The 23564-nt window shown below is 64.1% G+C and carries 19 protein-coding genes and 2 pseudogenes; 13 read left to right on the top strand and 8 right to left on the bottom strand.

The window, feature by feature from the left end:
• Nucleotides 1–76: 76 nt before the first annotated feature.
• From C0Z18_RS30095 to C0Z18_RS30085, 3 genes are read left to right on the top strand one after another with little or no spacing between them, the layout of a single operon-like run.
• Entirely contained in the window at nt 77–3037 is a 2961-nt protein-coding gene (locus C0Z18_RS30095) for a molybdopterin oxidoreductase family protein (protein ID WP_102649105.1), read from the top strand.
• Entirely contained in the window at nt 3034–3780 is a 747-nt protein-coding gene (locus C0Z18_RS30090) for a 4Fe-4S dicluster domain-containing protein (RefSeq protein ID WP_102649104.1), read from the top strand. The genes C0Z18_RS30095 and C0Z18_RS30090 overlap by 4 nt, the downstream gene beginning before the upstream one ends.
• Nucleotides 3781–3829: 49 nt before the next feature.
• Complete coding sequence (locus C0Z18_RS30085) at nt 3830–4783, top strand: dimethyl sulfoxide reductase anchor subunit family protein (RefSeq protein ID WP_102649103.1); 954 nt, start codon at nt 3830–3832, stop codon at nt 4781–4783.
• 21 nt (nt 4784–4804) lie between these two features.
• Here the strand turns inward: C0Z18_RS30085 and pdxR are convergent, their stop codons facing one another.
• Both pdxR and C0Z18_RS30075 read right to left on the bottom strand, forming a co-directional pair.
• Entirely contained in the window at nt 4805–6334 is a 1530-nt protein-coding gene (pdxR, locus tag C0Z18_RS30080) for a MocR-like pyridoxine biosynthesis transcription factor PdxR (protein WP_102649102.1), read from the bottom strand.
• Nucleotides 6335–6407: 73 nt separating this feature from the next.
• Nucleotides 6408–7388, bottom strand: a complete 981-nt coding sequence (locus C0Z18_RS30075; protein WP_233217548.1) for a LysR substrate-binding domain-containing protein — start codon at nt 7386–7388, stop codon at nt 6408–6410.
• Nucleotides 7389–7583: 195 nt separating this feature from the next.
• On the opposite strand from C0Z18_RS30075, the gene C0Z18_RS30070 reads away from it, so the two are divergent.
• Entirely contained in the window at nt 7584–8930 is a 1347-nt protein-coding gene (locus C0Z18_RS30070) for an MFS transporter (RefSeq protein WP_102649100.1), read from the top strand.
• Between the two features lie 33 nt (nt 8931–8963).
• Nucleotides 8964–10529, top strand: a complete 1566-nt coding sequence (locus C0Z18_RS30065; protein ID WP_102649099.1) for a sulfatase-like hydrolase/transferase — start codon at nt 8964–8966, stop codon at nt 10527–10529.
• Between the two features lie 93 nt (nt 10530–10622).
• On the opposite strand, the gene C0Z18_RS33810 is transcribed toward C0Z18_RS30065, so the two are convergent.
• From C0Z18_RS33810 to C0Z18_RS30055, 3 genes and pseudogenes are all read right to left on the bottom strand, one after another.
• The gene (locus C0Z18_RS33810) at nt 10623–10748 is read right to left on the bottom strand and encodes a hypothetical protein (protein WP_269845341.1); all 126 of its coding nucleotides are present in this window, start codon (nt 10746–10748) and stop codon (nt 10623–10625) included.
• Between the two features lie 355 nt (nt 10749–11103).
• Complete coding sequence (locus C0Z18_RS30060) at nt 11104–12693, bottom strand: PAS domain S-box protein (protein ID WP_102649098.1); 1590 nt, start codon at nt 12691–12693, stop codon at nt 11104–11106.
• 383 nt (nt 12694–13076) lie between these two features.
• Nucleotides 13077–14030, bottom strand: a pseudogene (locus tag C0Z18_RS30055) (bifunctional enoyl-CoA hydratase/phosphate acetyltransferase); the annotation flags it as partial.
• 343 nt (nt 14031–14373) lie between these two features.
• Between C0Z18_RS30055 and C0Z18_RS30045 the strand changes: the two are divergent.
• Entirely contained in the window at nt 14374–14589 is a 216-nt protein-coding gene (locus C0Z18_RS30045; protein ID WP_102649095.1) for a DUF2964 family protein, read from the top strand.
• 49 nt (nt 14590–14638) lie between these two features.
• On the opposite strand, the gene C0Z18_RS30040 is transcribed toward C0Z18_RS30045, so the two are convergent.
• Complete coding sequence (locus C0Z18_RS30040) at nt 14639–15529, bottom strand: LOG family protein (protein WP_102649094.1); 891 nt, start codon at nt 15527–15529, stop codon at nt 14639–14641.
• A gap of 292 nt (nt 15530–15821) precedes the next feature.
• Here C0Z18_RS30040 and C0Z18_RS30035 point away from each other — a divergent pair, with 292 nt between their 5' ends.
• The 6 genes from C0Z18_RS30035 to rbsD all read left to right on the top strand — a co-directional run bounded on the left by C0Z18_RS30035 (nt 15822) and on the right by rbsD (nt 21828).
• Nucleotides 15822–16781, top strand: a complete 960-nt coding sequence (locus C0Z18_RS30035) for a sugar ABC transporter substrate-binding protein (protein WP_102649093.1) — start codon at nt 15822–15824, stop codon at nt 16779–16781.
• 69 nt (nt 16782–16850) lie between these two features.
• Entirely contained in the window at nt 16851–18416 is a 1566-nt protein-coding gene (locus C0Z18_RS30030) for a sugar ABC transporter ATP-binding protein (RefSeq protein WP_102649092.1), read from the top strand.
• Complete coding sequence (locus tag C0Z18_RS30025) at nt 18413–19411, top strand: ABC transporter permease (protein WP_102649091.1); 999 nt, start codon at nt 18413–18415, stop codon at nt 19409–19411. The genes C0Z18_RS30030 and C0Z18_RS30025 overlap by 4 nt, the downstream gene beginning before the upstream one ends.
• 22 nt (nt 19412–19433) lie before the next feature.
• On the top strand, nt 19434–20474 hold the full coding sequence (locus C0Z18_RS30020) for a LacI family DNA-binding transcriptional regulator (protein ID WP_269845342.1): 1041 nt from the start codon (nt 19434–19436) through the stop codon (nt 20472–20474).
• Complete coding sequence (rbsK, locus tag C0Z18_RS30015; RefSeq protein ID WP_408647169.1) at nt 20471–21424, top strand: ribokinase; 954 nt, start codon at nt 20471–20473, stop codon at nt 21422–21424. Before C0Z18_RS30020 ends, rbsK begins: the two co-directional genes overlap by 4 nt.
• A 5-nt stretch (nt 21425–21429) precedes the next feature.
• Nucleotides 21430–21828 carry a D-ribose pyranase gene (rbsD, locus tag C0Z18_RS30010; RefSeq protein ID WP_102649089.1) on the top strand — a complete coding sequence of 133 codons (399 nt, stop codon included), beginning with the start codon at nt 21430–21432 and terminating at the stop codon, nt 21826–21828.
• 156 nt (nt 21829–21984) lie between these two features.
• On the opposite strand, the gene C0Z18_RS30005 is transcribed toward rbsD, so the two are convergent.
• A complete protein-coding gene (locus C0Z18_RS30005; protein ID WP_102649137.1) occupies nt 21985–22809 on the bottom strand; it encodes a phosphate/phosphite/phosphonate ABC transporter substrate-binding protein in 825 nt (274 codons plus the stop codon).
• A gap of 62 nt (nt 22810–22871) precedes the next feature.
• On the opposite strand from C0Z18_RS30005, the pseudogene C0Z18_RS33715 reads away from it, so the two are divergent.
• Nucleotides 22872–23033 (top strand): annotated as a pseudogene (locus tag C0Z18_RS33715) (fatty acid desaturase); the annotation flags it as partial.
• 31 nt (nt 23034–23064) lie between these two features.
• On the opposite strand, the gene C0Z18_RS30000 reads toward C0Z18_RS33715, so the two are convergent.
• Nucleotides 23065–23564: sulfite exporter TauE/SafE family protein (locus C0Z18_RS30000; protein WP_102649088.1), on the bottom strand; the 500-nt coding region annotated here is incomplete at its 5' end.

Below are 23564 nucleotides of genomic sequence, written 5' to 3'. Positions count from 1 at the left end.
CTCGCACGTAGCATAGACCTACCGAATTACCGCCCTCGATGCGAGCGGCGGTAGTGTCCCCGAAAGAGGAGTCACGATGGACCATCATGCGCGCACGCAAAACGAGAAGCTCGAGGTCAAGACGACGACCTGCTACATGTGCGCATGCCGCTGCGGCATACGCGTGCACGTGCGCGACGGCGAGGTGCGCTATATCGACGGTAACCCCGATCATCCGTTGAACCAGGGCGTGATTTGCGCGAAAGGCTCCTCGGGGATCATGAAGCAGTATTCGCCGGCGCGGCTCACGCGGCCGCTGTTGCGCAAAGCGGGTACCGAGCGCGGCGACGCCCAGTTCGAACCGATCTCGTGGGACGCGGCGTTCGACATGCTGGGCGAGCGCCTCGCGCATCTGCGGGCAACCGATCCGAAGCGGTTCGCGCTTTTCACGGGCCGCGATCAGATGCAGGCGCTGACGGGCTTGTTCGCCAAGCAGTTCGGCACACCGAACTATGCGGCGCACGGCGGTTTTTGTTCGGCGAACATGGCGGCCGGCATGATCTATACGATCGGCGGCTCGTTCTGGGAGTTCGGCGGTCCCGATCTCGACAACGCCAAACTGTTCTTCATGATCGGCACGGCGGAAGACCATCACTCCAATCCGCTAAAAATCGCGTTGTCGAAATTCAAGCGTGCCGGTGGGCGCTTCGTTGCGATCAATCCTGTGCGCACCGGTTACGCCGCGATCGCGGACGAATGGATCGCGATTCGTCCAGGTACCGACGGCGCGCTTTTTATGGCGCTGATCCGTGAGTTGATCGAGCGGGGCACCTACGATCGAGCGTTCGTGGAGCGCTTTACGAATGCCGGTGAACTGGTCGATCTACGCGAAGAGAGCGACACGTTCGGGCTGTTCGTGCGAGATCGTGGCGTGCCCGAGGTCAATGCGCTTTTTCCGCAGAATCATCTATGGTGGGATTCGGTAACGAACCGCGCCGTGCCGAATCACGCGGCCGATGCGAGCCCGGCGCTCGAGGGCCGCTATGTGCTCGATGACGGCACGCCCGTTGCGCCGTCGTTTGCGTTGTTGCGCGAACAAGTGGCGCACTGTACGCCGCAGTGGGCGGCCGATATCACCGGCATCGCCGCGGAGACGATCGAGCGGATCGCGCGCGAGATGGCCACGGCCGCGCGCGAGCAGCGCATCGTGCTGCCGATTCAATGGACCGATTCGTGGGGAAAGACCCACGATACCGTCGAAGGCGCGCCGATCGCGTTCCACGCGATGCGCGGACTGGCCGCCCACTCGAACGGCTTCCAGACGATTCGCGCCATGGCTGTGTTGATGTCGCTGCTCGGCACGATCGATCGTCCGGGCGGCTTCCGCCACAAGGCGCCGTACCCACGCGCGGCGCCGCCTTCGGCGAAACCGCCGAACGATCCCGCTGTCATCAAGCCCAATACGCCACTCGCGACGGGGCCGCTCGGCTGGCCCGCCGCGCCGTCCGATCTCTTCGTCTACGAAGACGGCTCGCCCGCGCGCATCGACAAAGCGTTTTCATGGGAGTACCCGCTCGCCGTGCATGGGCTCATGCATTCGGTCATTACGAACGCATGGCGCGGCGATCCGTATCCGATCGACACGCTGATGATCTTCATGGCGAACATGGCCTGGAATTCGTCGATGAATCCGGGGCAAGCGCGCAAGATGCTCGTCGACAAACGCGAGGACGGCGAATACAAGATTCCGTTCCTCGTCGTGTGCGATGCATTCGAATCGGAGATGACCGCCTTCGCCGATTTGATCCTGCCCGATACGACTTACCTCGAACGGCACGACGTGATGTCGGTGCTCGACCGGCCGATCTCCGAGTTCGACGGCCCCGTGGATTCGGTGCGCGTTCCCGTGGTGCCGCCGACGGGCGAATGCAAGCCGTTCCAAGAAGTGCTGATCGAGCTGGCCGGCCGTTTGAAGCTGCCGGCTTTCACGACCGGCGACGGCAAGCGCAAGTTTCGCGACTATCCGGACTTCGTCGTCAACTTTCAGACGGCGCCCGATTCCGGCACGGGCTTTCTGATCGGATGGCGCGGCAAGGACGGGACGAAAGCCGTGGTGGGCGAGCCGAACCCGAATCAGTGGGAGCAGTACGCGAAGAATAATTGCGTCTACCACCATCGATTGCCTGAATCGCTGCAGTACATGCGCAACTGGAACGGGCCGTATATGCAATGGGCCGTCGATAACGGGATGCGCAAGTTCGGCGTGCCGATCGTGATCCAACTCTATTCCGAGGTGATGCAGACGTTTCGCCTCGCCGCGCAAGGCAAGACGCAAGGGCGGCAGCCTCCGGAGCACTTGCGCGCGCGCATCGAACGCTACTTCGACCCGCTGCCGTTCTGGTATCCGCCGCTCGAGCAGGGCGTGACCGATCTCGATCGCTACCCGCTGGCGGCGATTACGCAGCGGCCGATGGCGATGTATCACTCCTGGGATTCGCAAAACGCGTGGCTGCGCCAAATTCATGGCGAGAACCACTTGTTCGTCAATCCGGCGACGGCGTCGAGCGCCGGCATAGACGATGGAGGATGGATCTATGTCGAGTCGCCTTGGGGCAAGGTGCGTTGCCGGGCGCGCTATAGCGAAGCGGTGGAGCCCGGGACCGTTTGGACGTGGAATGCGATCGGCAAGGCCGCCGGCGCGTGGAATTTGAGTCCCAATGCCGGGGAATCGCAGCGCGGCTTTTTGCTGAACCACGTCATTGCCGACGAATTGCCGAGCGATACGCGTGGCGGCGAGCGCATGTCCAACTCCGACCCGATCACGGGTCAAGCCGGCTGGTATGACGTGCGTGTGCGCATTTATCTCGCCGAGGCCGAGGCGTCCACGACGCTGCCGCAATTCGCGCCGATGCGGCCGATGCCCGGGTCGACTAGCGTCGTGCAACGTGTGCAGGCCTATTTCGCGGGTAAGGGCGAATTCGCGGCGCGGTTGCGCCGGGCCGCTTCGTTCGGCGTGGCGCACGGCGACGTAGGTCGCGAACAAGGAGACGAGCAATGACGCAGATGGCGCTGGTCATCGACCTGAACGTATGCGTGGGGTGCCATGCGTGCGTGACGAGTTGCAAGGAATGGAATACGTCGGGTGAGGCGGGCAGCCTGACCGACGCTCGGCCTTACGACGACGACCCGTCGGGCACGTTCTTCAACCGGGTGCAGACGTACGAGGCCGGTGTGTTTCCGATGACGGACACGATCCATTTCCCGAAATCGTGTCTGCATTGCGAGGACCCGCCGTGCGTACCCGTTTGTCCGACCGGCGCGAGCTACAAGCGCAAGTCGGACGGCATCGTGTTGGTGGACTACGACAAGTGCATCGGCTGCAAGTACTGCGCGTGGGCCTGTCCCTACGGCGCGCGGGAGCTCGACGAAGGCCGCAAGGAGATGACCAAGTGCACGCTATGCGCCGACCGGATCGACAACCCGGCGCTGCCCGAACGCGATCGCAAGCCCGCGTGCGTGCTCGCGTGTCCGACGTCGGCGCGGATCTTCGGCGATATCCACGACCCGGAATCGGACGTGTCGCGCGCGATTCGCGAACGCGGTGGTTATCAACTGATGCCCGAGTGGGACACGAAGCCCTCGAACCATTACCTGCCGCGCGTAAAGACGGAATCGTCGTGCGGTTGCGGTAAAAGCGGCGGGTGCGGCAGCGGTGCGAGCGCGGGCGCGAAGGACGAGTCGTTCGAAGCGCGGTTCGAGCGCGGCGAGGTCGATCTCGCGGCCTTGGCCGTGCATCGGTAACGGCTGGTTCGCAGCGAACGCCCCTTATCGGTATTGATGGAGTTGACTCATGCGGCCTGCTTTCTCGGTCATTTTTCTCACGACGCTGTGCGGCGCGGCGCAGGGGCTGTTGCTCGCGCTCGTCGGCGTGCAAGTCGCATCGGGCGTGTTGGGGCTCGATGTGCCTTCCGGGTTCTACGTTTTCGGCGCCGCCTTGACGGTCGTGCTCGGCATGCTCGGCCTCTTGGCGTCGTTCTTCCACCTGGGGCATCCCGAACGCGCCTGGCGGGCGATCGCGATGTGGCGGACGTCGTGGCTATCGCGCGAATGCATTGCGCTGCCGGTGTTCTTGGCGCTCGCGGCGGCGTACGGCGCGGCGCATTGGGTAGGTGCGAGCGTTGCGCTCGAGTTGACGATCGGCGCGCTCGCCGCCTTGGCCAGCTTCGCGCTGTTCGTCTGTACGGGGATGATCTATGCGTGTCTGCGTTTCCTGCAGGAGTGGGCGAGCCCGCTCACGCTCGTGAATTTCGTGCTGCTCGGCTGCGCATCGGGCTGCACGCTGGCAACGGCCTGCGCCGCATGGCTCGCGCCGACGCTCGTGGGTGGCCTCGCTTCGTGCGCGGGCGTGCTGACGCTCGCGGGCTGTGCGACACGGCTCGCTTCGCTTGCGCGCAACGCACGGTTGAAACCGAAGTCCACCGTTCAAAGCGCGACCGGCATTCGCAACGGCAAGGTGACGCAAACCTCGCGCGGCTTCACGGCGAGCGCGTTCAATACGCGCGAGTTTTTCCACGGGCGCGGCGCCGGTACGCTGCACGTCGTCAAGATCGGTTTTTTGCTGGGTGCCTTCGCGGTGCCGATCGTACTGATCGGGGCGGGCGTGTGGGCGGTGCGGCCGGGCGTGGCGGCCGCGGCGCTCGCCGGCGCATTCGTCATTCAATACGCGGGACTGCTCGCCGAACGCTGGTTCTTCTTCGCCGATGCGCGCCATCCGCAGAACATTTACTACCAGCGCGCATCTTGACCGTCGCTTACGTCCGCTGAATCAGATCCCCGTTAGCTGCGCGCCCACGCATTGCGCGAGGGCGCGCACGCCCGCTTCGATCTTCTCCGGCGCGATAGCCGAGAAGCCCATGCGGAAATAGCGGCGTGCCTCTTTGTCGTCGTTCATGAAAAACACGTTGCCGGGCTCGATCAGCACGCCGACGGCTTGCGCGTCGGCGGCAAGACGCTCGGCATCGAGCCATTCGGGGCCTTCGACCCACGACGATGCACCGCCCGTGATCGGTACATAGCGTGCTTGCGGCAGATACGCGTCGAGCGCCGCCATCAGAGCCTGCGAGCGATCGCGGTAGGCGTGCGCGAGCCGCCGCAACAACGCATCGTGATGTCCCAACGCAAGGAACGTGGCGAATGCGCGCTGCACGTAGCCCACGGGATGGCGCACCATCAGCCGCCGCAATGCGCGCAACTCGCGAATGAGTTCGCGCGGGCCCACGACATAGCCCAGACGCAGACCCGGCGCGAACGTCTTCGAGAGACTACCCACGTAAATCACGCGATCTGCGGTGTCCAGACTCTTCAACGCCGGATGCGGCGTGCCGGAAAAAGTGTTCTCGCTTTCGTAGTCGTCCTCCACGATGACGAAATCGTGCTTTTGCGCGCAATCGAGCAGCGCGCGGCGTCGCTCGAGCGGCATCGTCGCGGTCGTGGGGCACTGGTGGCTCGGCGTCACGTAGACGTAGTCGCATCGAGCGAGCGAATCGCCGAGCGCCTCCGGCGCGATGCCGTTGCTGTCCACGCGCAGCGGCAGCAGCCGTGCATTGCGATTTTCGAAGATGTTGCGCGCGTCGGGGTAGCCCGGGTTTTCGAAACCGACGGTCGTGTCTTCGTCGCAGAGCAAATCGGCAATGAGGTACAGGGCCTGCTGACAGCCGTTCGTGATGATGATTTCGTCGGGCATCGCGAATACGCCGCGGCGAGGCAAGACGCGCGTGCGGATCTGTTGAATCAGCGATTCGTCGTCGCGCTCGATCAAATCGGGCGCCCAGTTGCGGATCTCCATGATCGACAGCGCTTTCATGCAGCACTCTCGCCAGTCGTTGGTCGGAAAGAGCGATTGATCGAATTGCCCATAGATGAAGGGGAATTCGTAGTGCTGCCAGTTGGCGGGCTTGACGATATTGCGCTGCTGGGACGGCGGATTCGAGATACGTTGCCGCCACACGGGACGTGCCGCCATGTCGTCGTCGCGAGGCGCCGGTGCGGGCGCCGCGGAACGCGAGGCGGCCGCGCCGCGCAGCATTTCCGGGTGGACGAAGTGCCCGCTGCGTTCGCGGGAGATTAGATAGCCTTCCTCGACGAGCATTTGATAAGCGAGCACGACCGTATTGCGCGCGACGCCGAGTTGGTCGGCCAGCTCGCGGCTCGAGGGCAGGGCGACGTCGGGCGGCAGTTGGCCGTCGAGGATGGCGGCGACGAGCATCTGCCGGATTTGGTCTTGCAGACTCGTCTTCGATGCCGACGACCGCGTGAATTGCTGGGCCCATAGGGCGGCCGGGGTGCGGCTCGGCATGCTCACTCCTAACGTTGATCGAGAATCGAAACGGCGCTGCGTACTTGGATGATAAGGGCGATGCGTACCCGGCTCAAATGCGTGTTTGTTTGGCTGCGTCGGCCAAACACAAGCGAAAGAGCGCGCACGCCGGCGTGTCTTGCGCATCGGCGTACCAGGTGGTGCTGACCGGTCCGAGCGCCGCGCCCAGACTCAGTGGAAGGATCTTCAGCACGCCGCTCTCCTCGTGATGCCGGGCAAGCGAACGCGGCAGCAGGCCGAGCATCGGGCACGCTTGCAGCATGCCCACGTTGGCGTCGATCACCACCGACTCGACCGTATTGATCGGCGTGCCGACCCCATGGGCTTCGAGCACGGAGAGCAAGTGCCGGTGCATCGGCGCGCCGGCGCTCGGTACGATCCACGCCAAGCCGGCCAAGTCAGCCCATTTGACGCGTTTGCGGCGCGCAAGCGGGTGCGTGCGCGCGACGACGATGACAGTGGGGTCGTCGAACAGCGATTCGGTCATGAATTCCGGCGCGGCAAGCCCGCGCGCGCGCCGCCCCACGATCATGTCGAGCTGGCCCGCGCGCAGCGCCGGCACGAGTTGATCGAGCGTACCTTCGTGCAGACAAACCGTCGCGGTGGGCGCGCGCTGCTTGAACAGCGCCACAGCCGCAGGTATGAGGATTGGCGCGGCCACCGACAGCACACCCACCTCGACGCGGCCGTCCGTGCCGCCGGACATTGCATGAAGCTCCTCGCTGGCGCGCTGTGCGAGCAGCAGCAGTTCGCGCGCATGGCGAACGAGGCATTCTCCATGAGCCGTGGGCCGTATCCGGCGGCCGTCGCGCTCGAATAGGGCGACCCCGATGCCTTTCTCCATTTCGCCGAGCATCTTCGAGACCGCGGGCTGCGTCACGTTCAGCACGCTTGCGACTTTGCCGACCGTCTGCCGCTCGGCGAGCGCCACCAACAATTGCAAATGGCGCAGCTTGAGTTGACGAGAGAAGTAGCTTTCGATCGCGGTCCGATCGAGCGGCGCCGCCGGAGAAACAGTCGATCCGGAAATCACAATCCATAACCTTTATCTCATGAATCGACGGGAATATCTCATTGGACCGTCGTGATGTAAATCCGGAGAATCGACGATGCGTGCCCACCTCGCCATGCGGCTCGTCGGTCCGCGAGGGACACGCGCAAAGAGACAACCCAAACACGAGACGCCGCCGCGCTCAACCGCGAGAACGGCCGCCAACCGGAGACAGACATGCCGAATCCCCCCGCGCTGCCCCGCGCGAACCGCCACGCCATCGTTGCCAGCACGATCGGCAACGCCTTCGAGTGGTACGACTTCATCGTCTTCGGCTTTTTGTCGGTTGTGATCGCGCGGCAGTTCTTTCCGTCCTCCGATCCGACGGTCTCCATGCTGATGACCACGGCTACGTTCGGCAGCGCGTTTTTGATGCGCCCGATCGGCGGAATCTTGCTCGGCATCTATGCCGATCGTGCCGGGCGCAAAGCGGCGCTCTCGCTCGTGATTGCGCTTATGACGCTGTCCTCGGCGATGATGGCCTTCACGCCCGGCTATGCGACGATCGGTATTGCCGCGCCGATCATCGTCGTCTTGGCGCGCCTGCTGCAGGGGCTATCGGCGGGAGGCGAGTTCGGCAGCGCCACGTCGATGTTGATCGAATACGCACCGGCGCACCGGCGCGGTTTCTACGGAAGTTGGCAGAACTTCGGCCAGTTCGTCGCGGCGGTGAGCGCGGCGCTGATGGGCGCGCTCGTCACGCGCGGCCTCAGCGCCGGTGCCCTCGATGCGTGGGGATGGCGTATTCCGTTTCTGTTCGGCCTCTTGATCGGTCCCGTCGGCTTTTATATTCGTACGCGGTTGCACGAGCCGCCTGCCGTTGAGGCCGGCGAGAACGCGCGTGGGCCCGGTGCCGCGTCCGTGTTCGGCAAGCGCGCCTCGACGCTCGCGATAGTCTGGCGCGAACACCGAGGCGCGCTGTGGATTGCGTTCGGGCTCGTCGTGGCCAGTTCGGTCGCGCAATACGTGCTCAACGTCTATTTGCCCGCGTACTCGGTACGGCAACTCGGGCTGCCCGTGTCCGCGCCGTTCACGGTGCTGGTGGCGACGGGCACGTTGCGGATGATCTTGACGCCGTTTTTCGGTCTGCTATCGGACCGTATCGGGCGCAAGCCGGTGATGGGGGCATCGATGACGCTGTACGTGCTGACCATCTACCCTTTGTTCGTCTGGCTCGTTGCCGGGCCGAGTTTGCCGCGGCTGCTCTCGGTCGAACTCGTGTTCGCCGTATTAATGGCCGCCGCGCTGGGACCGGCCTCGACTGCGCTCGCCGAGTTGTTCCCGGCCCAAGTGCGCGCAACCGGGTTGTCGATCTCGTACAACGTGGCCACCACGCTGTTCGGCGGTTTTTCGCCGTTTCTCGTCACCTGGCTCATCGACGCGACCGGCAACAAGATGATGCCGGCGTACTTCGTCACGGCGGCGATGCTCGTTGGCCTCGTCGCGCTGCGGCCGATGCCCGATCTCGCGCGCCGCTCGGTGGCTGCACGCATAACGGCAAGCGATGGCGCGGTTTCGCGCTGACTCTCTCCGAAGCTCTCGATTCGAATGCCTACGATGTCGTCGATACGCAATGTGCTTTTCATCATGTGCGACCAACTGCGAGCGGATCATCTGTCTTGCTATGGCCACCCTTATCTCGCCACACCGAATATCGACCGTTTGGCGCAACGCGGCGTGAAGTTCGATCGCGCGTTCGTGCAGTCGGGCGTGTGCGGCCCGTCGCGCATGTCGTTCTATACGGGCCGTTACGTCGCGAGCCATGGGGCGACGTGGAACCGCGTCCCGCTGTCGATCGACGAGCTTACGCTCGGCGAATATCTTGCCGAGCGCGATATGAAGCTCGCACTGGTCGGCAAAACGCACGTGATGCCCGATGACCGAGGGTTGAAACGCCTCGGGCTGGACGGCGGCAATGCATTGAGTGCGTTGCTACGCGAGGGGCACTTCACGCTTGTCGATCGCTACGACGGGCATCACGCGGAACCGGCGGGCGGTTACGCGGACTATCTGCGCGAGCGGGGTTACGTGAGCGACGATCCGTGGACCGAGTTCGTCATCTCTGCGCAGGACCACGAGGGGCGTATCGTGAGCGGCTGGAAGATGCGCAACGTGCACTTGCCGGCGCGCGTGCGCGAAGCCGATTCGGAGACGGCCTATAGCACCGGCCAAGCCATTCGCTTCATCGAGCAGCAAGGGGACGCGCCTTGGGCGATGCACTTGTCTTACGTGAAGCCGCATTGGCCGTATATGGCGCCGGCGCCGTACCACCGGAAGTACACGCTCGATCAATGCTTGCCCGTGCGCCGCGCGCAACGAGAGCGCCGCGCGCCGCATCCGGTCACGGGCGCTTATTTTCAGCAGGAAGAATGCGCCAATTTCATGCGCGACGACGTGATCGCGAACGTGCGTCCCGCCTACCAAGGGCTCGTCAGCCAACTCGACGATCATCTCGGCAGGCTCTGGGAAACGTTGGACAAGCTTGGGCGCTGGAAAGATACGTTGATCGTTTTCACCGCCGACCACGGCGATTTCTTAGGCGATCACTGGCTCGGAGAAAAGGAGCTGTTTTACGACACCGTGCAGCGGGTGCCCTATATCCTCCACGATCCGTCGCCCGCAGCCGATGCGACGCGCGGCCGATCGGATCCGCGCTTCGTCGAGGCGATCGATACCGTGCCGACGATCCTCGATGCGCTCGATATGCCGATGGCCGAGCATCGCATCGAAGGACGTTCACTGTTGGCGCTGACCCGCGCTACGGAAACGGGCGCGGCATGGCGTGACGCCGTCTTCTCGGAACTCGATTACAGCTATCGGCAGGCGCGCCTGATCTTGGGGCGCCGGCCCGATGCATGCCGTGGCTGGATGGTGCGTACCGATCGATGGAAGTACATCCACTGGGACGGATACGCGCCCCAGCTTTTCGATTTAAAAACGGACCCCGACGAGTTTGTCGACCTGGGCGCCGACCCGGCATTCGACGCCGTGCGCCAGGCGATGCGCGAGCGGTTGCTCGGCTGGACGCTCGGCCTGAAAAATCGCTCGACGGTTACGCTCGACGACGTCCAACGCGGCACGCACCAGTATAAAAATGCCGGGGTGTTTTATGGCGTTTGGTAAGCGCGCGGCTTGTCCGCTCATTGGCCCCAACGCAATTCGTATATGAAATTGGGGCGAGGCGCATGGAGGCAGCCGCGGTCCCGCTCCTCGATATCAACTCGTAATATGCGAGAGCACGAATTGCAGCGCCTGAACGAACGCCTCGTGCATCTGCACGGGTCTGAGCTCGTAGGCGAGCAACACCGGACAGCTCAACAGAGCGATTAAAAAGTACTTCATATCGGCCTCCTCACAAACGGGGGATCGCGTGAGGTTCAGTGGCCGGAGTAGAGCAGGCACCATGCCATTGGCGCGGATTTCAAGCGTGACGCGCTGTTGGGGGCGAGCAACCGGCGCCGGCCCGCGAATCGGCCGGCTAGACGTTTCGCGCTCGAAACATGAGGCGATCGTGGGCGCGTTTTCAATGCGGGCAAATCGATGGCGGCGTCGAACGGCGACGGTCGTTCTTCTCTCGATAGCAATGGGCGTCGGCCCTGGCGCACGATTTCATGCGGACGCGGGCGCCGCGTTTCTACGTGCGAGCGCGCACGAAAGCGTCGCAAGAATGAAACGTCGCGGTCGGCGAGTGCGAAGGCTATTCGACTTCCTCGGCCTCGATGAAGGAAAGCGGCAAGGTGGCCGTCAAAACGAAGCCTGCTCCCGGCGAGGTGCTGATCTGGATATCTCCGCCTAAAAGAGACGCACGCTCGTGTATGCCGAGCAGCCCGAACGCACGCGCGCTCCTATGCACGTCGAACTCGGCACCCCGTCCGTTATCGGCGATACGGACGATGCAATGCGCGTCGTCGCACGCGAGATCGAGCGCGACTTCGGTCGCGCCCGAATGCCGCGCGACGTTCGCCAACGCTTCCTGAATGATACGGAACAGTTCGATCCGGCCCGCCCGGTTGAAGGTGACCGCTTGCGCGTCGATATGGCGGACGACGCGCACGTTGTGGCGCCGTGAAAATTCGTTGGTCAGCCAATCGATCGCGGCAATGAGCCCGAGGTCGTCGAGCATGGCGGGGCGCAGTTCCGCCGCGATTTGCCTGACGGAATCGATCAGTTTGTCGACGAGCGTAGATGCCGCGTTCGGATTACGCGTGGCCGACGGGGCCGCTTCCTCGTCGGGCAATCCGTTCTCCATCATGGCGATCGTCATTTTTAGCGCGCTCAATGTCTGCGCGAAATCGTCGTGCAGTTCGCGGGCGATGCGCCTGTTCTCCTCCTCGCGGATCTGCAAAATATGCGCGGAAAGGTGCCGTAGCTGTTCGCGCGAGACGCGCAGTGCTTCTTCGGCGCGCTTTCTTTCGGCGATGTCCGCTACGACGGAGATGAAATAGTCGGGCAAACCCGCCTCGTCATGAACCAATGCCACGGTCAGCGCGATCCACAACTCGCGCCCATCCTTGCTCAGGTAGCGCTTTTCCAGGGTGTAAGTGTCGAGGTGCCCATCGAGAATCTGCCGCATCTGCGCGAGGTCGGTGTCGAGATCGTCCGGGTGCGTGATGTCTTGGAAGGTCTGTGTCAGTAATTCCTCGCGCGTGTAGCCGACGATGTCGCACAGCTTTTGATTGACGCGCATCCAGCGTCCACTTGTATCGACATGCGCGATACCGACGGCCGCTTGCTCGAACGTGGTGCGAAAACGCGTCTCGCTGTCGCGAAGCGATTGGAGTGCGTGCTCGAGTTCGGCCGTGCGCTGCGCGACGCGCTGCTCCAATTCGCGATTCAGGGTTTGCAATTGGGCCTCGGTCTCGCGCCGCGCCGCAATCTCGGCAAGCAATTTGTCGTTAGCCGCTTTCAGTTGCGCAGGGCTAGGCAGCGCGAGCGCCTTCGGAATAAGTGGCCAGATGACGATCGCGGTGGCGAGCGAGGCGGCTGCGGTGATGGTTTTGATGCTCGCGTCGAGCCAATACGCAGGCTGCCATATATCCAAAATTGCCGTTAGATGCGTCGTGCCGCATGCAAGGATGAATAACGCGAACATAAAAAACAGCCAACTGAACGGCAATTCGGTACGGCGTTTCGCGAAAGTCCAAAGTGCAATCGGAATCGAGTAGTACGACAACGCGATGACCGCGTCCGCGCCGACGTAAGTCCAAAGCAGGCCCGGCGACCACAGAAAACAATAACCATGCGGCATGAATCCCGCCGTGGCGAAAAACTCAGCGATAGCGTTCATCGGATTGTCAGCAGCGCCATATCGACGTGTCCTTCGAGAGCGAAGCGCGGCGGCGGTCGCCGCGCGGCGATCGGCGACCCGGGTGGTGGCAGGCCGATGGTTGGTTCAAACGCAATGACTCGATTGCGCCGGCAACTCGCCCGGATTGACCGGACTCATCGTATTGTAGGAAGTATAGTCAAGCACTCGCGATTTGGAAGACGACGCACGGCGCGCAAAAATCCGCCGGCGATCGCGCTAAAGCCGATCAGCGATTCGGAATCGGATAGCGATGCGAAGCGGTTAATGGCACGGGTGGCACCGGGTGGCACGGATTGGCACGGGGTCGAATTGCAATGAGCGACGGCTTACGCTCAGTGTCTCGGGGATAGGCGAAGCGATGCTTACAACGGCGCGCCGGCCGCCTCGTCTAAATTCGATTTCGCCGTGCGTTCCGCGAGCAGCTTGGCGAGCGCGGCCGATGCCAGGCGAACGCGCAGCGAATCGGCACGGCTGGTGAGAATGATCGGCAAGCGCGCGCCGAGCACGAGGCCCGCTCCATCGGCGCCCGCGAAATACATCAATTGTTTGGCCAGCATGTTGCCCGCTTCCAAATCGGGCATCAGCAGGATGTCGGCTTGGCCCGCGACGGGCGAGACGATGCCCTTCGTCCTCGCGGCCGCGAGATTGACCGCGTTGTCGAACGCAAGCGGGCCGTCCACGAGTCCGCCCGTGATTTGTCCACGTGTGGCCATGACGGTCAGCGCCGCCGCATCGAGCGTGGAGGGCATCTTGGGATTGACCGTTTCGACGGCGGCCAACACCGCGACGCGCGGCTTATCGACGCCCATCGCGCGCAAGAAGTCGATGGCGTTTTGGCAAATATCGCGCTTTTGCTCGAGCGTGGGCGCGATGTTGATGGCGGCATCCGTAATGACGAGCGGCTTCGGATAGGCGGGAACGTCCATCGCATACACGTGGCTGATGCGGCGTTCCGTGCGCAGACCTGAGCCAGGCGCCACCACGGCGGCGAGCAACTCGTCGGTATGCAGGCTGCCTTTCATCAGCGCCGCGACTTTGCCCGCGGCCCCCAATTCGACTGCCCGAGCGGCAGCGGCATGGCTATGCTCGACCGGCTCGATCGCGATGCCGTCGAGACTAAGCCCGGCGGCGTCGGCCGCCGCGCGGATTTTCGCTTCGGGGCCGATCAAGATGGGGTCGAGTAAATTCGCCTCGCGCGCTTCCACCGCGGCCCGGATCGCCTCGGTCGAGCAAGGATGGACGATCGCGGTGCGCAGCGCCGGGTGGCGCCGCGCGTCGCGAATGAAAGCTTCGTAGCGGTCGTGATGGTGGGTCGCCGAGTCGGCACCGGCCAACTTGTCGATGAGGCGGTCGCGCAACAGGTTTTCGTCCGCGTTTTCCATGGTTCGATCTCGGTTTCGTCGGTTGCATTCGAACTGCGCGCGCCTCGGCACGCGATCGTGCTTCGTCTTTGTTCTCGGGCTGGGCGGCGCGGCGTGCACGTTCGTCATCATACGAACGGCGAAGCGCCTATCGGTTGACGCATATCAACCGCTCGGCCCTGCAGAAGGGGACGATAGACACTGTCGTTCGAACGCCGATGCGCGGCACGAACGAGGCGGCCCGCAGTGGCCAACGGCGCCGATGAAATCGGCGCGCTTTGCCGGATGAGGGAGTGCGATGATGCGAGCGAGATACCGAGTTTCATTTGCTACGGTCTCGATCTTCGTTGCGATCGCGGGCATCTTCGCTGCAATTCGCGGCTTGGTATTCGATCAGGAGAGTTTTTTGCGCTACGGCGCGGCCGCGGTGATCGCGGGCGTGGCCGGATTCGTGATGCTCTTGAATCCCCGCGCCGGGATGGATGACGAGCCGACCGACCATCGCAGCCATTGAGGCCATTAAGAGAACCTGCGCCGCGCGAATGGCGGCGGCGCGCCGCCGGTCACACCTCGTCCAGGCAATGCCTCGCGCAATGCCAGCGGGAAATCGACTCCCAGATCTCATCGGCCGATTCGGCGAACGCGAACCAGTCCAAGTCATGCTTGGCGATCGTTCCTTCATCGACGAGGAAGTCGAAATCGATCGCCCGGCGCCAATAGCGTTCACCCACCAGCACGACGGGCAGCGGCGTGATTTTGCCCGTCTGCAAGAGCGTCAGCACTTCGAACAGTTCGTCGCACGTGCCGTAGCCGCCGGGAAAAAACACGGCGGCCTTGGCGCGCTCGAGCAAGTGCATTTTCCGGATCGCGAAATAGTGCAGCCTGAAGCACAAGTCTGGGCTGATATAGGGATTGGGCCGTTGCTCGTTCGGCAAGGAGATATTCAACCCGATACTGGGCGCGCCGGATTCGAACGCGCCGCGGTTGGCCGCCTCCATGATGCCGGGGCCGCCGCCCGTCACGACGGCGAGCTTCGGTAGCAGGGCGGTGGCGCGCCGGCTGCCGACGAGCCGGCCGAAGCGCCGGGCGATCGAATAGAAGCGGCTTTTGTCGAGCAGACGCTTCGCCGCATCGACGGCGCGCGCGCGGCCAACGTCGGAGGGCGCCTCCGCCAGCGAGCGTTGCGCAAGCTCGAGCCGTTGCCGGGCGGCGCGCGGCTCGACGAGGCGCGTGCTGCCGTAGACGACCACGGTGTGCTCGATGCCGTGACGCAGCAAGCTCTCTTCGGTTTTCCAAAAGTCCAGTTGCAGGCGCACGCCGCACATCTCGGGCCGCATGAGAAACGCTCTGTCCTCGTCGGCTTGCCGGTAGCTCGCGCTCGCGATGAGCTTGTCGACTCGCTCCGACGCCTGCGCGTCGTCGGCTTGATCTTCGTAATCCGGGTGCTCGGTCATTGCGCGCCTCTGTACGGCGCACAAGGCGCCGGATTTCTCGTCCTCCCATCATCGGCCGATATCGGGCGCGCTCGATGACCCACGTCAACCGGCGCGATGGCGCACCGCACAACAACGAACGGTTGACTTTGCGAAACGTCTCCCCGAACATTCGATCCGCAACCGGTTGCGCGCATCATTTTCTCGTCATTTCGACGATTTTTGTTGCGCAACCGGTTGCGCAACCGGTTGCGGGTTAACAGCAAGGCAGCCGCAACGAACAACCAAATCGAACGATTTCAGGAGACACCGTATGAAGACCCCCGTCCGTCGCCGCGTGCTGGCTGCATGCATCGGGTTGGCTGCCGCCGTCGTGCTGCCGGTTGGCGCGCACGCGCAAGATGCCGCGCACAAGCCGAAAGTCGCCTTGGTCATGAAATCGCTGGCCAACGAGTTCTTCCTGACGATGGAAGACGGCGCGAAGGATTACCAAAAGCATCACGCCGCCGATTTCGATCTGATTTCGAACGGCATCAAGGATGAAACCGATACGGCCGCGCAGATCCGGATCGTCGATCAAATGATCGTATCGAAGGTCGATGCCATCGTGATCGCGCCCGCCGATTCGAAGGCGATGGTACCCGTGATCAAGAAAGCGATCGACGCCGGCATCATCGTCGTGAACATCGACAACCGGCTCGATCCGGACGTGCTGAAGTCCAAGAGCCTCACGGTGCCGTTCGTCGGCCCCGACAATCGTAAGGGCGCGCGCCTGGCCGGCGACTATCTCGCGAAGAAGCTGAACAAGGGCGACGAGGTCGGCATCATCGAGGGTGTGTCGACGACGACGAATGCGCAGCAGCGCACGGCCGGCTTCAAGGACGCCATGGCGGCGGCGGGCATCAAGGTCGCCTCCGTGCAGTCGGGCGACTGGGAAATCGATAAGGGCAACGCGGTGGCGTCCTCGATGCTCAACGCCGATCCGAACCTGAAGGCGCTCCTGTGCGGCAACGACAACATGGCGCTCGGCGCGGTTGCGGCGGTGCGTGCGGCGGGCCGCGCGGGCAAGGTGGCGGTGGTGGGCTACGATAACATCGCCGCCGTCAAGCCGATGCTGGCCGACGGCCGCGTCTTGGCCACCGTCGATCAGTTCGCCGCGAAGCAGGCCGTGTTCGGCATCGATACGGCGCTTAAGGCGATCAAGGGACACAAGAAGCAAAGCGAGCTGTCGAGCCTCGTCGAAACGCCGGTCGAACTGATCGTCAAGAAGTAAGTTCGACGTATCGTCAGGCCGGAACACGGGAGTCGGCCTTCGCGCTGGTGCGCTTGCGAAGGAGGGTGCATGAAAGCAGTTTCAACGGCCGCCGTGCCGCACGGCGGCCCCGTGCTCACGGTCGGCGGGGTGGGCAAGACGTACGCGGTGCCCGTCCTGACGGGCATCGATCTCACCTTGAACGCGGGCGAAGTGCTCGCGCTCACGGGGGAGAACGGCGCGGGCAAGAGTACGCTGTCGAAGATCATCAGCGGCCTCGTCGAGCCGACCGAAGGCGTCATGCATTATCGCGGGCAGCCGTATGCGCCCGCGAGCCGCAGCGAAGCCGAGGCGCTCGGGGTGAGGATGGTGATGCAGGAGCTCAACCTGCTGCCCACGCTCACCATCGCCGAGAACCTGTTCTTGAACCGTCTTCCGGCCGTCAAGGGAATCGGATGGATCTCGCGCAAGCGACTGCGCGAAGACGCTCGTGTAGCGATGGCTCGGGTCGGGCTCGAAGCGCTCGACCCCGATACGCCCGTTAGCGAACTCGGGATCGGCTTCCAGCAACTCGTCGAGATCGCGCGTAACTTGATCGGCGATTGCCGCGTGCTGATTCTCGACGAGCCCACGGCGATGCTGACGGGCCGCGAGGTCGATTTGCTGTTTCATCAGATCGAACGGCTCAAGCGAGACGGCGTGTCGATCGTCTATATCTCGCATCGGCTCGAGGAGCTCGCGCGTATTTCCGAGCGTGTTGCCGTCTTGCGCGACGGCAAGCTCGTGAGCGTCGGGCCGATCGCCGAGTACACCACCGACCGGCTCGTCACGCAGATGGTCGGCCGCGATATCGGCGAGACGATCGAGTTCGGCGAACGCAAGATCGGCGCGCCCATGCTGCGCGTCGAGAAGCTCACGCGCGGCACGCTGGTTCAGGATGTCTCGTTCGAGGTCAAGAGCGGGGAGATTTTCGGCATCAGCGGTTTGATCGGGTCGGGGCGCACGGAGCTGTTGCGCGCGATCTTCGGCGCCGATGCCAAGGATAGCGGCGAGGTGTCGATCGGGATTCCGCCCAAGCGCGTGTCGATCGGCTCCCCGGCCGATGCGGTGAAGCGGGGCATGGCCCTCATCACCGAGGATCGCAAGAGCGAAGGGCTGATGCTCACGCAGTCGATCGCCTCGAACATCGCCCTCAATAATTTCAGCGCCGTCTCGCGCCTCGGTTGGATCGACGGGCGGCGCGAACGAGCGCTCGCACAACGCCACATCGACGCGATGCGAATACGCTGCGCCGATGAGCAGCAGGCCGTGGGCGAACTCTCGGGCGGCAATCAGCAGAAGGTCGTGATCGGGCGCTGGCTCGAACGCGACGCGGACGTCTTGCTGTTCGACGAACCCACGCGCGGCATCGACGTCGGCGCGAAGTTCGAGATCTACAGCCTGCTCGGGGAAGAAGCGAAAAAGGGTAAGGCGCTCGTCGTCGTCTCGAGCGAGTTGCGCGAGCTGATGCTCATTTGCGATCGAATCGGCGTCATGTCGGCGGGCAAGCTGGTTCGTATTTTCGAACGCGACGAATGGACTCAAGACGATTTGCTGGCCGCCGCATTTTCGGGCTACGCGAAACGTGACGCACTATTGACGAGAGAAGCATCATGACGATTTCCTCCAACACGCCCCTCGAGACCGCGGCGCCCAAACTCAAGGGCGCGGCCCGCGTCGAACTGACGAGCTACCTCGGCCTCGTCGGCGCGCTCGCCGCGATGATCGCGCTCTTCTCCACGCTGAGTTCGCATTTCTTCACGTACGAAACGTTCGTGACGATCGCCAATCAGATTCCGGATCTCGTCGTCATGTCGGTCGGTATGACGTTCGTGCTCATCATCGCCGGGATCGATCTATCGGTCGGCTCCGTGCTCGCGCTCGCCGCGTCGGCCGTGAGCGTCGTGGCGCTGCAATGGCATTGGAGCGCGCTGCCGGCCGCGTTCGCCGGGCTCGTCGTGGCGGCGCTGGCCGGCAGCTTGACCGGGTTCGTGACCGTTGCGTGGCGCATCCCGTCGTTCATCGTGTCGCTCGGCGTGCTCGAAATGGCGCGCGGGCTCGCGTATCAACTGACGAACTCTCGCACCTCGTATATCGGCAGTACCTTCGATTGGTTGGCCAATCCGTTCGCCGCCGGCATCTCGCCTGCCTTCGTCATCGCGATGATCGTCATGGTGGTTGCCCAGTTGGTGTTGCGCCGTACCGTGTTCGGCCGCTGCCTCATCGGTATCGGCACGAACGAAACCGCGGTGCGGTTGGCCGGCATCGATCCGCGTCCCTACAAGGTCATCGTGTTCGCGTTGATGGGCGCGCTCGCCGGGCTCGCCTCGCTGTTTCAGGTCTCGCGCCTGGAGGCGGCCGACCCGAACGCGGGTGTGGGTATCGAGTTGCAAGTGATCGCGGCGGTCGTGATCGGCGGGACGAGTCTCATGGGCGGGCGCGGTTCGGTCATCAGCACGTTCTTCGGTGTCCTAATCATCTCCGTGCTCGCGGCGGGCCTCGCGCAGATCGGCGCGAACGAGCCCACCAAGCGGATCATCACCGGCATGGTGATCGTGATCGCGGTGGTGCTCGATACCTACCGGAGCCGGCGCGGCGCGAGCCGGGCCTAAGCAGGACGGCGCGCGCGAGCTCATCATGTGGACTATCCGAGACGTAGCCAAGCGAGCGGGGGTGTCGTACACCACGGTGTCGCACGTCCTGAACAACACACGGCCCGTCAGCGACGAAAAGCGCGAGCGCGTGCTGGCGGCGATTGCCGAAATGAACTACGTGCCCTCGGCGCCGGCACGCTCGCTGAAGGCGAAGACCACCTCGACGATCGGGCTCGTCGTACCGAACAACACGAACCCGTACTTCGCCGAGTTCGCGCGCGGGATCGAGGGATCGCTGCGGCGGCGCGGTTACTGCGTCTTTCTGTGCAATTCGGACAATAACCTCGTCACGCAGCGCGAATGTCTGCGGGCGCTGCACCAAAACCGTATCGACGGCGTGATCGTCGCGTCCGTCGACGACGACGAATCGGTCGCCGACGACTTGAGAGCGGTGCGCGTGCCCGTCGTGATCGTCGATCGGCCCATTGCCGGGCTCGATGCCGATCTCGTGCAGATCGATCATGAGGCGGGCGCGATGATGGCTACGCAACATTTGCTCGATCTCGGCCACACGCGGATCGGTTGTATCGCGGGGGCCAGCGATACGGCGGTCAGCGCGATCCGGGTAGCGGGGTTCAGGCGCGCGATGGCCGAGCGCGGCGTGCAGGTTTTGCCCGGTGCGATCGTCGAAGGTAACTTCACGGCCCCGGGCGGTTACGCGGCGGCCTGCGAGCTGTTCGATTCGCTCGCGCCGACGGCGATTTTCGCGAGCAACGACCTCATGGCGATGGGCGCGCTGCGCGCGGCCGCCGAGCGCGGGTTGCGCATTCCGGCCGATTGCTCGATCGTCGGATTCGACGACGTGGAGATGAGCCGCTACGTGTATCCGGCGCTCTCCACCGTGGGCCAGGCGATCTTGCGTCTGGGCGACGCGGCCGCGAATACGTTGCTCGAACGCATCAACGGTACGGTTACGGGTCCCGCCCGCACGCTCATGATCGAGCCGCGCTTGATCGTGCGCGAGTCGAGTACGCGCTTGCGTGCGCCGGCGGGATATAAATCCAATCACATTGCCCCATGACATTGATGAGCACAACAGCAGGAGAGCGAGATGCGGGCCGCGTCACCGTGGTCGGCAGCCTCAACATGGATCTCGTGATTCGCGCGCCGCGCTTGCCGAGCGCCGGCGAGACACTGGCCGGCCGGACGTTCGCCAACGTCGCGGGCGGCAAGGGCGGCAATCAGGCGGTGGCCGCGGCACGCTTGGGCGCGCACGTCGCGATGATCGGCTGCGTAGGCAACGACGAGAACGGCGCGCAATTGGTCGCCGGGTTGCGCCGGGACGGTATCGACTGCAGCGCCGTCGCGACCGATGCGGCGTTGCCGACGGGCGTCGCGATGATCGTCGTCGACGATGCCGGGCAGAACGCGATCGTCATCGTGGCCGGCAGTAACGGCGCGTTGACGACGAGCGCGATCGCCGCGCACGAGAAAACGATCGAGCAGGCCGACGTGCTCGTCTGTCAGCTCGAGGTGCCGGGCGAGACGGTGTTTGCCGCGATGCGGGCCGCGCGCCGGCACGGTCGCATCGTCGTGCTCAATCCGGCGCCCGCAACCGGACCGCTGCCGCGCGACTGGCTCGAATGCGCCGATTATTTGATTCCGAATGAAGGCGAGGCGTCCGTCTTGTCGGGGGTGACGGTGGATTCGCCCGAGAGCGCGCTTGCTGCCGCGGCGGAGCTGCGCGAGCAGGGTGCGCGCAACGTCATAGTCACGCTCGGCGAGCGCGGCGTGCTGGTACTCGCTGAAGGCGAAGCCGGCAAGCACTACCCGGCCCCGAAGGTCGCCGCGGTCGATACGACGGCGGCGGGCGATACGTTCGTGGGCGGCCTGTGCGCCGCGCTTGCCGCGAAGCGCTCGCTCGACGAGGCCGTGCGGTTCGGCCAGGCCGCCGCCGCGCTGTCGGTGACGCGTGCGGGCGCGCAGACCTCGATTCCTGCTTTGCACGAAGTGCCCCGCTGGGCCGACTGACGAATATGAAAAAGACCGATTTGCTCAATAGCGCGCTCTCGCGCCTCGTCGCCACGCTCGGCCACGGCGACATGGTGCTCGTCGCCGACGCGGGGATGCCCGCGCCGCATGGGGCCGGGCCCGAGATCATCGACCTTGCGCTGACGCCGGGTGTGCCCGATCTCGCCACGACGATTCGCGTTTTGCTGAGCGAGATGCAGGTCGAGTCTCATATCGTCGCCAGCGAAACGCTCGCACGCAACGACGCTTGGCTCTCGAGCGAATGGGCCGGCCGGATCGGTTCGCGCCAAGTCGTGACGCACGAAGAACTGAAGCGCCTTTCGCACCGTGCCCGCGCCGTGGTGCGCACGGGCGAATGCACGCCCTACGCCAACCTGATGCTGGTGGCGGGCGTGACGTTTTAACGTTCCAAAGCCGGTTCCGATCGAGCGCACGGTAACAGCCTGCGTGACGCTCGATCGCCTTCAGGTCATTCGAATCGAATGAATTGCGCCGACGACCGCGAGCGTCGCCTTGCCTTGCGCGCTCTGGAAAGAGACGCAATGAATGCGGTGAATCGTTTAGCGCAAGGTGGGGTATCCGAGCGCGATGGCTTCGTTCGCCATGCGCTCGATGTCCGCGTAGTCTTCGGTGGATAGCGCAACGAAACCACGCAGCCGCAAGGCGCGCGCACGGTCCGGATCGCCTTCGACCGCGTGGCTCAGGGCGTCGCGCAACGGCTCGAGATGATTTTTTCCGAGTGCGCGGGACGCGATCAACGGTAGGCCCGGCGCACTGGCGCTCATTCCGATCACGCGGATGTCGTCGAGCAAATCGGGGCGAGCGTCGCGCAACAAAGCGAGCGTGATGCAGTCGATGGCGGCGATGTCCGCGCGCGCGTCGCTTACGGCCTTCAGTGATTCCGAATGAGAACCGGTCCACAGGACCGAGGAGAAGAAGCGCCCGTCGCGCGCGTATTCGGCAACGGCGTGGCGCAGCGCATTCATGCCGCTGTGCGAATCCGCGCCGTTGCAGGCAGCGCGTAATCCGAAGCAGGACGTCAACGCTTTCGCGCCGCGTTCCCAGGCGGCGGTCGAGACGACCAACACGCTGCGGTAGCGCGGCCCGTCGCAGCCTTCGACGTCGAACACCGGGGTCGCGACCAGGTGAACCGCTTCATGCAGCCCGAGCACGCGATACGGGAAGCCGCAAGTTTGCGTCAGCAACACATCCCTACGGCGCCAAAGCTGTGCCAGTTCACCGTACGGCGCGTTGGGTAACGAGACGTTTCTTGGGCCGCCGGCACGCGAGAACGCCGCCAAGGCGTCGGTCAGCAGCGCGCGCCACAGGCGTTCGTGCTGCTGCGTGACGTTGTACATCGGTAGGGCGGCAATCCATCGGTCCATCGGCGCATTGTAGGCCGTCGGCCGCGACGCTGGAATCCCAAGCGCGCGCCAGAACACGCGTGCGTGACGAGTCACTGACTATCCCGAGCATCGATCCCGAGACGAATCACGTGCACGCGGTTGCATGGACTCGTCTGCCGCGTTGGGGCCGGGCGCTATGCTGGGCAGGCAAGACCTTGATCGGACGCATCGTGGTAGGGCCCCCGACGAGCGTCGCCGCCATGCTCGCGAACGAGGCGCCTCGAGCACGATCGTTTAGCCGATCGGTTTGAGGAACAGACCGACCGTCAACGCAACGCCGATGCAGACGATCGCGATGCGCAGGACGCGCTCGTTGACGCGGCGCAGCGCCCATACTCCGGCGAGACCGCCGGCGATGGCACCTGTCCCCAGGACGATGGCTTCCCGCCAATGCAACATCGAGGATGTGACGAAAATCGCGACAGCCGCGGCGTTCATCACGCCGGCCAATGCGTTCTTGGTGGCACCCGCGTTGCGCGTGGGCAGTCCCGCCATCGTCAGCGCCGCCATCATCAGGAACCCGATCCCTCCGCCGAAGTAGCCGCCGTAAATGGCGATCAGAAATTGAACGAAGGCCGCGACCGCGGGCGAAAGATGCGTCTTGGCTTCCTGCGCGCGGCGAACGAAGCTGCCCCAAGCGAACACGGCGGTGGCGAACAGCACGAGCCACGGAACGAGCCGGGCGAATACCGACGATGGGGTCACGAGCAACAAGACCCCGCCCAGTGCCCCGC

Origin of the sequence: Trinickia dabaoshanensis (genome assembly GCF_002879885.1) — a bacterium.
GTDB lineage: Bacteria > Pseudomonadota > Gammaproteobacteria > Burkholderiales > Burkholderiaceae > Trinickia > Trinickia dabaoshanensis.
Note: the sequence above shows the minus strand (reverse complement) of the source record. Positions and strands in the feature narration are given on the sequence as shown.